Here is a 12791-nt window from a genome sequence, read left to right on the forward strand (position 1 = left end):
AGGGCTGATCAGACGTGACGGTTGAGCTGGCGCACCCGTCGACCGAGCCGCAGGGATCGCGGTCACCGGCCGAACCAGCCCACCCACGCTGGTGGTTCATCTCGACGACGCCGGGCCGCATCCTGACCATCGGCATCGTCCTGGCGGCCCTCGGCGGGATCAGCGCCTTCGCCACCTCGACCACCATCAACCACCGGCAACAGGTGCTCACCACGGTGCTCAACCACACCGAGCCGCTGTCGTTCGCCGCCGGCCGGCTCTACACCACCCTGTCGGTGGCCGACGCCGCGGCCGCCACCGCGTTCATCGCCGAAGCCGAACCGCCGCCGGTGCGGCAGCGCTACGAGCAGGCCATCACCGACGCGGCCGTGGCCGTGACCAGGGCGTCCAGCGGGCTCACCGACGAGCCGCAGGTGCAGCTCCTGGGCCGGATCAACGCCCAGCTGGCCGTCTACACCGGCCTGATCGAAATCGCGCGAACCAACAACCGGGCGGGCAACCCGGTCGGCTCGTCGTACCTGTCGGAGGCATCGGGGCTGATGCAGTCGACGATCCTGCCCGACGCGGCACGGCTTTACCGGGCCACCTCGGAGCGGGTGGACGTGGAAACCACCGCGTCGACCCAGATCCCGGCGCCGGTGATCATGGTCGTCGGCGCCACCGTGGTCTTCGGCGCGTTCTCCCATCGCTGGCTGGCCCGGCGCACCCGGCGCCGCATCAACCCCGGCCTGGTCGTGGGCGCGCTCGCTATTCTCGTCATGGTGGTATGGGTCGGGACTGCGCTAACCATCTCTACGACGGCCAGTCGTAGCGCGAAGGACACCGCCGCGGAGTCCCTCAAGACCGTCACCAACGTCGCGATCACCGCCCAGCAGGCGCGCGCCGACGAGACGCTGTCGCTGATCCGCCGCGGGGACGAAGAGAAGCGCAAGCAGTCGTTCTATCAGCGCATCGATTCGATGCACCGCCAGCTCGACCAGTACATGTCCCGCAGCGACGCCGTAGACAAACCCGACCTGGAAGGCGCCGACCAGCTGCTGCTGCGCTGGCGGCAGGCCAACGACCGGATCACCTCGTACATCTCGGTGGGGAACTACCGCGCCGCCACCCAGGTCGCGCTGGGCAGCAGCGAAGAGGATTCCACCCCGGCGTTCGACAAACTGGAAGACGAGCTGGTCAAGGCCATGGACCAGGGCCGCATCCACCTGCGCAACGACGTGATCAACGCGCGCAGCGGGCTGTCCGGCGCCCAGGTTGGCGGCGTGGTGCTCAGCCTCGGGGCGGCCATCGCGGTGGCGCTGGGCCTGTGGCCGCGGCTGAAAGAGTATCGATAATGACCCGCCTGCCTCTGCTGCGCCGGGCGCGCACCGTGGCCGCCACGGTGGCGGTAGCGGTCGCGGCGGCGGGCTGCGGGCATACGGAATCGCTGCACGTGGCCAGCGTCCCGACGCTGCCGCCGCCCACCCCGGTCGGCATGGAGCAACTGCCGCCGCAGCCACCGCTGCCGCCCGACGGCCCCCATCAGGACTGCGACCTGACGGCCAGCCTGCGGCCCTTCCCCACCAAGGCCGAGGCCGACGCCGCCGTCGCCGACATCCGCGCGCGGGGCAGGCTGATCGTCGGGCTCGACATCGGCAGCAACCTGTTCAGCTTCCGCGACCCGATCACCGGCGAGATCACCGGCTTCGACGTCGACATGGCCGGCGAGATCGCCCGCGACATCTTCGGCGCCCCGTCCCACGTCGAGTACCGGATCCTGTCGTCAGACGAGCGCGTCACCGCCCTGCAACGCGGCGAGGTCGACATCGTGGTCAAGACCATGACGATCACCTGCGACCGGCGCAAGCTGGTCAACTTCTCCACCGTCTACCTCGACGCCAACCAGCGCATCCTCACCCCGCGCGACTCGTCGATCGTCAAGGTGAGCGACCTGTCCGGCAAACGCGTGTGCGTGGCCAAGGGCACCACCTCGCTGCATCGCATCCGGCAGATCGACCCGCCGCCGGTGGTGGTGTCGGTGGTCAACTGGGCCGACTGCCTGGTCGCGATGCAGCAGCGCGAGATCGACGCCGTCAGCACCGACGACTCGATCCTGGCCGGGCTCGTCGAAGAGGACCCCTACCTGCACATCGTCGGACCCAACATGGCCACCCAGCCCTACGGCATCGGCATCAACCTGAACAACACCCCCCTGGTGCGGTTCGTCAACGGGACCCTGGAAAGGATCCGCCGCGACGGCACGTGGAACACGTTGTACCGCAAGTGGTTGACCGTGCTGGGCCCCGCGCCGGCCCCGCCCACACCGAGGTATCTGGACTGATGGCCGAGCCGGATAAGCAGTCCGAGCAGCCGGAACCCGGCTCTGGAGACGTGGACGACGTGAACCCCGGCACCCAGCCGGCGGACGTCCAGACCGGCGCCTCGACGGGGCGGCTGCAGGCCACGCAGGCGCTGTTTCGGCCCGACTTCGACGATGACGACGACGACTTTCCGCACATCTCGCTGGGCGCCCTGGACACCGACACCGGCGACCGCATGACGGTGGCGACGCGGTCGCTGCCGGCGGTCCGACAGCTCGGCGGTGGGCTCGTCGAGATTCCACGGGGACGCGACATCGACCCGCGCGAAGCGCTGATGACCAACCCGGTGGTCCCCGAGTCCAAGCGCTTCTGCTGGAACTGCGGGAAGCCGGTGGGCCGGTCCAGCAAGAAGAGCAAGGGCACGTCGGAGGGTTGGTGCCCGGCCTGCGGCAGCCCGTATTCGTTTCTGCCGCAACTCAATCCGGGGGACATCGTCGCCGGCCAGTACGAGGTCAAGGGTTGCATCGCGCACGGCGGGCTGGGCTGGGTGTATCTGGCCGTCGACAAAAACGTCAACGACCGGCCGGTCGTGCTCAAAGGCCTGGTCCACTCCGGCGATGCGGAGGCGCAGGCGATCGCGATGGCCGAACGGCAGTTTCTGGCCGAGGTCGTCCACCCGCAGATCGTGCAGATCTTCAACTTCGTCGAACACAAGGACCAGCACGGCAATCCGGTCGGCTACATCGTCATGGAGTACGTCGGCGGGCAGTCGCTCAAGCACGGGAAGGGCGAGAAGCTTCCCGTCGCCGAGGCCATCGCCTACCTGCTGGAAATCCTGCCCGCGCTGAGCTATCTGCACTCCATCGGCCTGGTCTACAACGACCTGAAGCCGGAGAACATCATGCTCACCGAGGAGCAGCTCAAGCTGATCGACCTGGGCGCGGTGTCGCGGATCAATTCGTTCGGATACCTTTATGGCACACCGGGTTTCCAGGCTCCGGAGATCGTGCGGACCGGCCCGACGGTCGCCACCGACATCTACACGGTGGGGCGCACGCTGGCGGCGCTCACGCTCAACCTGCGCACCCGCAACGGCCGCTACGTCGACGGCCTGCCCGAGCACGACCCGGTGCTGAGCACCTACGACTCGTTCCACCGGTTGCTGCGCCGCGCCACCGATCCCGACCCGCGCCGGCGGTTCGCCAACACCGAGGAGATGTCCGCGCAGTTGATCGGCGTGCTGCGCGAAGTCGTCGCCCACGACAGCGGGGTGCCCCGGCCCGGCCTGTCGACGATCTTTTCGCCCAGCCGCTCGACGTTCGGGGTGGACCTGCTGGTCGCGCACACCGACGTCTACCTGGACGGGCAGGTCCATTCGGAGAAGCTGACGGCCCGCGAAATCGTCACCGCGCTGCAAGTGCCGCTGGTCGATCCGGCCGACGTCGCCGCATCGGTGCTACAGGCGACGGTGTTGTCGCAGCCGGTGCAGACTCTGGACTCGTTGCGCGCGGCCCGGCACGGGACCCTGGACGCCGACGGTGCCGAGCTGTCCGAGTCGGTCGAGCTGCCGATGATGGAGGTGCGCGCGCTGCTGGATCTCGGCGACGTCGCCAAGGCCACCCGCAAGCTCGACGACCTGGCCGCGCGGGTCGGCTGGCAATGGCGGCTGGTGTGGTACAAGGCCGTCGCCGAGTTGCTCACCGGCGATTACGATTCGTCCACAACGCATTTCACCGAGGTACTGGATACCTTCCCGGGCGAGCTGGCGCCCAAGCTGGCGTTGGCCGCCACCGCCGAGTTGGCCGGCGACGCCGACGAGCACAAGTACTACGAGACGGTGTGGAAGACCAACGACGGCGTGATCTCGGCGGCGTTCGGGTTGGCCAGATCGCTGTCCGCCCAAGGTGATCGGGCCGCCGCGGTGCGCACGCTGGACGAGGTGCCGGCCACGTCGCGCCACTTCACCACCGCGCGCCTGACCAGCGCGGTGACGCTGTTGTCCGGCCGGACCAAGAGCGAGATCACCGAAGAGGACATTAGGGACGCGGCGCGGCGGGTGGAGGCGCTGCCGCCCACCGAGCCCCGCGTGCTGCAGATCCGCGCGCTGGTGCTGGGCTGCGCGATGGACTGGCTGGAGGACAACAAGGCCAGCACCAATCACATCCTGGGCTTCCCGTTCACCGAGCACGGGCTGCGGCTGGGCGTCGAGGCGGCGCTGCGCAATCTGGCCCGCGTCGCACCCACGCAGCGGCACCGCTACGAGCTGGTCGACATGGCCAACCGGGTGCGGCCGACCAGCACGTTCTGAGCTGTTGCACGCCTTACGGTGTCGAGAGTGAAACCTGGGCGTTGAGTGTGAAACCTGGGCTTTCGGCGTGAACACTGGGCGACGACACGCCGACAAACCTCGCCGTGGGCTCACACGCAAAGCCCAAGATTCACAGTCGATTTCGCCAGCGCCTCTCGCACCCGGCGGATGATACTGGCCGGGCGGTCCTCCGCGACGACGCGGACGACGACCCAGCCCCTCTCCTCGAGCATCTCCATGCGCTGAATGTCTCCTCATGCCGCGCACCATCACACGTCGACCGCGAGCCATGCGCTCGGCTATTCACAGCCCGGATTCACAGCGAGAACATAGGTATATGCCGCACAGTTGACACATGGCAGGCCAGTCCACGGCGTGGGTCAGTACGGCCCGCATGCTGCGCCGGGCCGGGTTCGGGGTGACAGGGCCCGAGGTCGACGCGGCCGTAGCGCGGGACTGGTCCGGCTACGTGGACGCGCTGCTGGGCGCCGATCCCGACGTCGACCCCGGCGCGGTTGCCACCCCGATGCCCAGCCTGCCGACGCCCAGCCCGCCCGGTAAGCGCGCCACCCCGGCCGCCCACAAGCAGTACAACCAGCAGGTGTCGGAACAGCTGGGCGTGCTGTCGAATTGGTGGGTGCGGCGCATGGTCGCCGTGCGACAGCCGCTCCACGAGAAGCTAACCCTGCTGTGGCACAACCACTTCGCCACCTCGGCGCAGAAGGTGCGGGTAGCGGCATACATGGCCGCGCAGAATCACAAATTGCGCACCGGATCGTTGGGCGATTTCCGCACCCTGGCCTACGGGATGCTGACCGACGCCGCGATGCTGCGCTGGCTCGACGCACAAAGCAGCACCGCCGGGGCACCCAACGAAAACCTTGCCCGCGAATTCATGGAGCTGTTCGCGTTGGGACACGGCAACGGCTACACCGAAAGCGACGTGCGCAACGGCGCGCGGGCCCTGACGGGATGGGTGATCGGCGTCGGGGGTGACACCTCGATGGTCCCCAAACGTCATGACGGGACCGCCAAGACGCTGTTCGGGCAAACCCGCAACTTCGACGCCGCCGGGTTCTGCGACATTGTGCTGGCGCAACCCAGATCGGCGGAATACATCGCGGGACGTCTGTGGCAGCAATTGGCGTCCGACGATCCAGCGCCACGCCAGGTGCTCGACCGGCTGGTCGGCGCCTACGGCCCCAACCGCGACCTGCGCGCGCTGACCCGCGCGATCCTGACCGACACCGCGTTCACCGGCAGCCGTGCCGCGGTCGTCAATACCCCTACCGAGTGGCTCATCGGCGTGATCCGGGCGCTGCGCGTGCCGGTCGACAATCCCAAGCGTCTCAAGATGATCGACGCGACGTTGCGTACGCTGGGTCAACGACCGTTCTACCCGCCCAGCGTCGGCGGCTGGCCCAGCGGCCAGGTGTGGCTTTCCACCGCCAGTGCTGGGGCCAGGCTGCGCGCGGCGGCAGAGCTGGCACACGCCGGCGACCTCTCAAGCGTCGAGGGAACCCCCGCCGGTGACCGCATCGATGCGGTCGGCTACCTGATCGGCGTCGGCGCCTGGTCGGACCGCACCGCCCAGGCGCTGCGACCGCTGGTGCGCCAACCGCCGCAGTTGGTCGCGGCCGCCGTCAACACTCCCGAATACTTGACGTCGTAGGGGATCAGCAGCCATGGCCGAGATGAACCGTCGCAGATTCCTGATCGCCAGCGCGGGTGTGGGGGCGGCGGGGTTGCTGTCGGGAACGGTGGCGGTCAGTTGGCCCGACCTGATGCGCGCCGCCTCCGACCGGCCGCTGGCCGAAGGAAGCGGCGTCCTGGTGATCGCCACGCTCTACGGCGGCAACGACGGGATCAACACCCTGATCCCCTACGCGGACAACGCCTACCACGACGCCCGTCCCGAACTCGCCTATTCCCCCGGCGATGTCTTGCACCTCGACGCGCAGCTGGGCCTCAATCCGGCTCTGAAGAACATGGCCGGTCTGTGGAACCAGCGGCACCTCGCCGTTGTGCGCGGCGCCGGCTACCCGAAGCCCGACCACAGCCACTTTCGCTCCATGGACATCTGGCAGACGGCGTCACCCGCCGAGCCGGTTTCGACCGGCTGGATCGGCCGCTGGCTCGACGCCACCGGCGATGACCCGTTGCGTGCGGTCAACATCGGGGCGGTCCTGCCACCACTGGCCATCGGCGCAAAGTGCACAGCGGCAGCGCTTTCGCCGAACGGGGCGCCGGCCGAGGCGGAGAGATTCGACGGGATCATGACCGCGCTGGGTAACGACGACCCCGATGACACTCCCGCGATGGCCGCGGTGTGCAAGGCCTACCGTGCGGCGCACACCGCCAACACAACCTTCGCGTCGGTCAAACCTGCTATCACGGAACGCAATTCACTGGCCACTCAGCTGAGCATGGTTGCCCAGGCCATCAAGGCCCGCGTCCCGACGCGGGTGTATACGGTGCAGTTGGGCGGCTTCGACACCCATGCCGGCGAACGTGGGACCCAGCAACGGTTACTGCAGACATTCGACGAGGCGGTGGCCGCGTTCATTCAGGAGATGGCCGGACGAGACGTGGTCCTGATGGCGTATTCGGAGTTCGGGCGTCGAGTGCGTGCCAATGCGTCCCAAGGCACCGATCACGGTACGGCGGGGCCCGTTTTCATCGCGGGTGCGCCCGTGAAGGGCGGCTTCTACGGCGAGGAGCCCAGCCTCACCGACCTCGACAACGGAGACCTGAAGTACACCACCGATTTTCGTGACATCTACTTCGAGCTGCTGGCGCAAACCGTCAAAACCGATCCCACACCCTCGGTCGGCACGGGACGAAAGAGCCTGGGATTCTTATCCGTCTAGCACGTTCACGCAGTCGCGGGCGATGGCCAGCTCCTCGTTGGTCGGGATCACCAGCACGGTGATCGGTGAATCGTCGGCGGAGATCTGTCGTGCACCCTTGCCCCCGCCGAGGTTCCGCCGCTCGTCGAGCACGATGCCCAGCTCCTCCATGCCCGCGACCGCGTCCCGCCGCACGGCCGCGTCGTTCTCGCCGATCCCGGCGGTGAAGCTGATGACATCGGTGTGCCCCAGCACCGCCAGGTAGGCGCCGACGTATTTGCGCAGCCGGTGCGTGAACACGCTATACGCCAATTGCGCTGACTCGTCGCGGGATTCGATCATTGCCCGCAACCGGCGAAAGTCACGCTCGCCGGACAGACCCCACACCCCGGACCGCTGGTTGAGCATCGTCTCGATGTCGTCGACGCCCAACTGCGCCGTGTGGCACAGGTAGCTGACGACGCTGGGATCGATGTCGCCACTGCGGGTGCCCATCACCAGCCCCTCCAGCGGGGTGAGACCCATCGAGGTGTCGAGCGGCCGGGTGCCGGCGATCGCCGACGCCGAGCAGCCGTTACCCAGATGCAGCACAATCTGTTTCAGGTCGCCGACCGATCGGTCCAGGAAGGCGGCGGCCTGCTCGCTGACGTAGCGGTGCGAGGTGCCGTGGAACCCGTACCGGCGGATCTGATACCGCTGCGCCAGTTCGCGGTCGATGGCGTAGGTCGCCGCCGCGCGCGGCAGGTCGTGGAAGAAGCCGGTGTCGAAGACCGCGATGTGCGGTATGTCGGGCAGCAACTTTCGCGCGACCTCGATTCCCGTGAGCGCGGACGGATTGTGCAGCGGCGCCAGGTCCGACAGATCCTTGAGCCTCGCGATCACCGCGTCGTCGAGCGGCGTCGGCTCGTAGAAGGCGTTGCCGCCGTGCACTACTCGATGGCCCACCGCGACGACGCCGGATGTCTTCAGGTCGATGCCGTCGTCGGCCAGCGTGTCGAACGCGCGGCGCAGCGCGGCGTCGTGGTCGGGAACCGGCGACCCCGCCTCTCCGATGCGCTCCACGAGGCCGGTCGAGCGGGCAGCGCCCGAATCGGGATCGACCAGTTGAAACTTCAGAGACGACGAGCCGGAGTTGATCACCAGCACGAGGCGCGCGCTGCTACTTCCCATGGGGGCCGCCCTGCGCCTGAATCGCGGTGATGGCAACGGTGTTCACGATGTCTTCCACCAGAGCGCCCCGCGACAGGTCGTTCACCGGCTTGCGCAGGCCCTGCAACACGGGGCCGATGGCCAGCGCGCCGGCGCTGCGCTGCACCGCCTTGTAGGTGTTGTTACCGGTGTTGAGGTCGGGGAAGATCAGCACCGTGGCGCGCCCGGCCACGGGCGAGTCGCGCAGTTTGGTGGCCGCGACCGACGGTTCGATCGCAGCGTCGTACTGGATGGGGCCCTCGACCGGCAGGCCGGGATTCCGCTCTCGCACCAATTGTGTTGCCGCCCTGACCTTGTCGACGTCGGCCCCGGTGCCGGAGTCACCGGTCGAGTAGGACAGCATCGCAACCCGGGGCTCGATGCCGAACTGCGCGGCGGTGCGCGCCGACGAGATCGCGATGTCGGCCAGCTGCTCCGGCGTCGGGTTGGGGATGATCGCGCAGTCGCCGTAGGCCAGGACACGATCGGGCAGGCACATCAAGAAGATGCTGGACACCGTGGAGACGTCCGGGACGGTCTTGATGATCTCGAATGCGGGTCGCACCGTGTGCGCGGTGGTGTGCGCGGCACCGGACACCATGCCGTCGACCATGCCGTTGTGCACCATCATGGTGCCGAAATACGTCGTGTCGCGCATGATCTCGCGGGCCTGTTCGACGGTGACGCCCTTCGCCTTGCGCAACTGCGCGTACTGGTTGGCGAACTCGTCACGCAACTGGCTGGCACGCGGATCGATCACCGTTACGTCGGCCAGATCCACCCCGAGTTCGCCCGAGCGCTGGCGGATTTGGGCCTCGTCGCCCAGGATGGTCACGTCGGCGACGCGGCGCTGCAGCACCCGCCCGGCGGACCGCAGGATACGGTCGTCGTCGCCTTCGGGCAGCACGATGTGCTTGCGATCCGAACGCGCCTGCAGCGTCAGCTGATGGATGAACATCTGCGGGGTGGTCACCGTGGGGATCGGAATGGCAAGCTGCGCCAGCAGATCGGTGATGTCGACGTGGCCGTCCATCAACTCGAGCGCGGTGTCGATCTTGCGCTGCGACGTCGCCGTGACCCTGCCCCGGGCGGAGGCCGCCGCGCTGGCGGTGTCGTAGGTGCCCAGCCTCGTGGCGACGATGGGCAGCCGCAGTCGCAGCCCGGCGACCAGGGCCGCGATGGACGGGTGCAACTCGAAACCGCCGTTGAGGACGATGCACGACAGGGACGGAAAGCCCTCCGCGGCATGCGCGCTGGCGACGGCGAGCACCACGTCGGAGCGGTCGCCGGGGGTGATGACCGCCATGCCGTCGCGCAGCCGTTCCAGGACGTGGTCGGCGGTCATCCCGGCGACCATCACCTCGGTGACCTCGCGCTCCCGCAGCGACTCTTCGCCGCTGACCGGCGTCCCGCTCACCGCGCTCTGAAGTTCGGCCACCGTCGGCGCCGACAGCAGCGGTTCGTCGGGCAGCACATAGCTGCGCAGGGACGACGGGCGCAGCGCCTCGTCCAATCTCTTTCGGATGGCGTCCAACTCGGCCGGTTCGCAGCGGTTGGCCACCACCGCCGCGGTGTGCGCGTGCTGGGCGTCGAGCTCGGCCAGGCAGACCTTGACGACGTCGGCCACCTCACCGGCGCTCCGACCCTTGCCGCTGACCGTCAGCAGCAGCGGCGCGCCGAGGTTGACCGCGATGCGCGCGTTGGTGGACAGCTCCGCGGGCCGGATCGCCTGTCCCAGTTCGGAATAATCGCTGCCGACGATCACCACCACGTCGCACTGCTCGGCGACGGCGTGGTAGGCGTCGACGATGGCGGCGATCGCCGCGTCACCGTCCGCGTGCAGCTGCTGGTACGTGACGCCGACGCACTGCTCGTAGGACAGGCCCGCCGTGGTGCGCGACAGCAGCAGTTCCAGGATGTAATCCCGATCTTCCACGGCCTGCGGCGACCCGCTGCGCCCGGCTTCGCCGGGCTGGCGATCGCCGCTGTCGGAGCGTGTAATGGGCCGGAACACACCGACTTTCGCGACCGTCGCGGTCAGCCGGTGCAGCAGCCCCAGCGCGATCGTCGACTTTCCGGTCTCCGGCTCGGGCGCGGCGATGTAGATTGCCGTTGCGGCGCCCGAGACCACTCGCCCGCCCCTCAGGCCAGCCGCCGCAGCCGCGGCGCCAGGTCCTTCTCGAAGAGGTCCAGGAACCGGCGCTGGTCGTGACCGGGGGCGTGGAACACCAGGTGGTTGAGGCCCCACTTCACGTACTGGCCGACCTTTTCGACCGCCTCGTCGGGATCCGAGGCCACGATCCAGCGCTTGGCGACCTGCTCGATCGGCAGCGCGTCGGCGGCCTTCTCCATTTCGATCGGGTCGTCGATGCTGTGCTTCTGCTCTGCGGTCAGCGACAGCGGCGCCCAGAATCGGGTGTTCTCCAGCGCCAGTTCGGGATCGGGATCATACGAGATCTTGATCTCGATCATCCTGTCGATGTCGTCGACGTTGCGGTCGTTGATCGCCGCACCCTCCTTGACCGCAGGGATCAGCTTGTCCTTGTACAGCTCCTCGCCCTTGCCGGAGGTGCAGATGAAGCCGTCGCCGGCCCGTCCGGCGTATTTGGCGACCGCCGGGCCCCCGGCCGCGACGTAGATGGGGACCCCGCCCTCGGGCACGTCGTAGATCGAGGCGCCCTTGAGCCGGTAGTACTCGCCGTCGAAGTCGACGCGGTCGCCGCACCACAGCTCGCGCATCAACCGCACCGACTCGCGCAGCCGGGCGAACCGCTCCTTGAACTCCGGCCAGTCACCCTCGTATCCGGTGGCGATCTCGTTCAGCGCCTCGCCGGTGCCGACCCCGAGAAAGATGCGGTCCGGGTACAGGCAGGCCATGGTGGCGAAGGCCTGCGCGATGACGGCCGGGTTGTAGCGGAAGGTCGGGGTGAGCACGGAAGTGCCCAGCGTGATCCGCTTGGTGCGTTCGCCGACCGCGGTCATCCAGGCCAGCGAGAACGGCGCGTGCCCGCCCTCGTGCCGCCACGGCTGGAAATGGTCACTGACCGTTGCGCTGTCCATGCCGTGACCTTCGGCGGCGACGGCAAGCTCGACGAGCTCGCGCGGGGCAAATTGTTCGGCGGACGCTTTGTATCCGAGTTTCAGTTCAGCCACTCGTTCTTTCTACTCCTGTGCAGATGGTCGCGACCCGCCGCGCCCGGCTACGCCGCGCTCGCGATCGCTCGGGCCTGACGGTCGCGACCCGCCGCGCCCGGCTACGCCGCGCTCGCGATCGCTCGGGGCAACGACGCTTCTACACTCGCGGGCATGGGACCGGCGCCAACTCTTGTTCAAGTCACCGACACGGTGCACCTCGCGCGGGGCGAGGCCGTCAACTGGACGATCGTCGCCGACGGCACCGGCGTGATGCTGATCGACGCCGGCTATCCCGGGGACCGCCACGACGTGCTGGCGTCGCTGCGGGAGCTGGGCCACGACGCCGGCGACGTGCGTGCCATCCTGCTCACCCACGCCCACATCGACCACCTGGGGTCGGCGATCTGGTTCGCCAACGACTACGGCACCGACGTGTATTGCCACGCCGAAGAGGTGGGTCACGCCAAGCGCGAATACCTGGAGCAGGCCTCGGTTTTCGATGTGGCCCTGCGCATTTGGCGGCCCCGCTGGGCCGCGTGGGGGCTGCACGTGGTGCGCAGCGGCGGCCTGATCCGCGACGGCATCCCGTCGACCCGGCCGCTGACCGCCGACGTGGCCGCCGGGCTGCCGGGCCACCCGATGGCCGTTTTCACCCCGGGGCACACCAGCGGGCATTGCTCGTATGTGGTCGACGGGGTGCTGGTCAGCGGCGACGCGCTGATCACCGGCCACCCCCTGCTCAAGCACGACGGGCCGCAGCTGTTGCCGGAGGTGTTCAGCCACAGCCAGCAGAATTCGCTGCGCAGCCTGGATGCGTTGGCCCTGCTCGACACCGAGGTGTTGCTGCCGGGGCACGGCGACGTGTGGCGCGGGCCGATTCGCGAGGCGACGGCTCGGGCCATCTCGCTGGCCGGCGGTTGATGACCTCGGGCCAGATCATCGCCACACCAACCCCACTGGTCCCGTCACGGGATCCGATGTGTGAACCCCAAACGCGCTAGCGCATGCGCT

General features: G+C 68.4%; 9 protein-coding genes and 1 pseudogene. 6 read left to right on the forward strand and 4 right to left on the reverse strand.

The annotated features are described in order from the left end of the window. The first annotated feature begins 14 nt into the window (after positions 1-14). The 3 genes from glnX to AC0KS4_RS22240 are packed head-to-tail and all read left to right on the forward strand — an operon-like array spanning position 15 to position 4608. Entirely contained in the window at positions 15-1334 is a 1320-nt protein-coding gene (glnX, locus tag AC0KS4_RS22230; RefSeq protein WP_225328231.1) for a protein kinase G-activating protein GlnX, read from the forward strand. Beyond that, positions 1334-2320, forward strand: coding sequence for a glutamate ABC transporter substrate-binding protein (locus AC0KS4_RS22235; protein WP_225328232.1), 987 nt, complete (start codon positions 1334-1336; stop codon positions 2318-2320). The genes glnX and AC0KS4_RS22235 overlap by 1 nt, the downstream gene beginning before the upstream one ends. Next, positions 2320-4608 (forward strand): serine/threonine-protein kinase PknG, encoded by a 2289-nt coding sequence (locus tag AC0KS4_RS22240; protein WP_238956971.1) that lies wholly within the window; start codon positions 2320-2322, stop codon positions 4606-4608. The genes AC0KS4_RS22235 and AC0KS4_RS22240 overlap by 1 nt, the downstream gene beginning before the upstream one ends. A 110-nt stretch (positions 4609-4718) precedes the next feature. On the opposite strand, the pseudogene AC0KS4_RS22245 reads toward AC0KS4_RS22240, so the two are convergent. Beyond that, positions 4719-4859 (reverse strand): annotated as a pseudogene (locus AC0KS4_RS22245) (hypothetical protein); the annotation flags it as partial. 104 nt (positions 4860-4963) lie between these two features. On the opposite strand from AC0KS4_RS22245, the gene AC0KS4_RS22250 reads away from it, so the two are divergent. Both AC0KS4_RS22250 and AC0KS4_RS22255 read left to right on the forward strand, forming a co-directional pair. Continuing rightward, the gene (locus AC0KS4_RS22250) at positions 4964-6280 is read left to right on the forward strand and encodes a DUF1800 domain-containing protein (RefSeq protein ID WP_238956972.1); all 1317 of its coding nucleotides are present in this window, start codon (positions 4964-4966) and stop codon (positions 6278-6280) included. Positions 6281-6293: 13 nt separating this feature from the next. Then, positions 6294-7478 carry a DUF1501 domain-containing protein gene (locus AC0KS4_RS22255; protein WP_238956973.1) on the forward strand — a complete coding sequence of 395 codons (1185 nt, stop codon included), beginning with the start codon at positions 6294-6296 and terminating at the stop codon, positions 7476-7478. Here the strand turns inward: AC0KS4_RS22255 and AC0KS4_RS22260 are convergent. Genes AC0KS4_RS22260 through fgd form a run of 3 tightly spaced genes read right to left on the reverse strand, consistent with a single transcriptional unit; the run spans position 7467 to position 11798 of the window. Further along, on the reverse strand, positions 7467-8627 hold the full coding sequence (locus AC0KS4_RS22260; protein ID WP_238956974.1) for an acetate kinase: 1161 nt from the start codon (positions 8625-8627) through the stop codon (positions 7467-7469). The genes AC0KS4_RS22255 and AC0KS4_RS22260 overlap by 12 nt on opposite strands. After that, positions 8617-10776, reverse strand: a complete 2160-nt coding sequence (pta, locus tag AC0KS4_RS22265) for a phosphate acetyltransferase (protein WP_225328238.1) — start codon at positions 10774-10776, stop codon at positions 8617-8619. The genes AC0KS4_RS22260 and pta overlap by 11 nt, the downstream gene beginning before the upstream one ends. 11 nt (positions 10777-10787) lie before the next feature. Beyond that, positions 10788-11798: a glucose-6-phosphate dehydrogenase (coenzyme-F420) gene (fgd, locus tag AC0KS4_RS22270; protein ID WP_225328239.1), complete on the reverse strand. Its 1011-nt coding sequence runs from the start codon at positions 11796-11798 to the stop codon at positions 10788-10790. A 153-nt stretch (positions 11799-11951) separates the two neighbouring features. Here fgd and AC0KS4_RS22275 point away from each other — a divergent pair, with 153 nt between their 5' ends. Next, a complete protein-coding gene (locus AC0KS4_RS22275; protein ID WP_225328240.1) occupies positions 11952-12701 on the forward strand; it encodes an MBL fold metallo-hydrolase in 750 nt (249 codons plus the stop codon). Positions 12702-12791 lie beyond the last annotated feature (90 nt).

This window comes from Mycobacterium sp. NTMscope_MAC_12 (assembly GCF_976985675.1).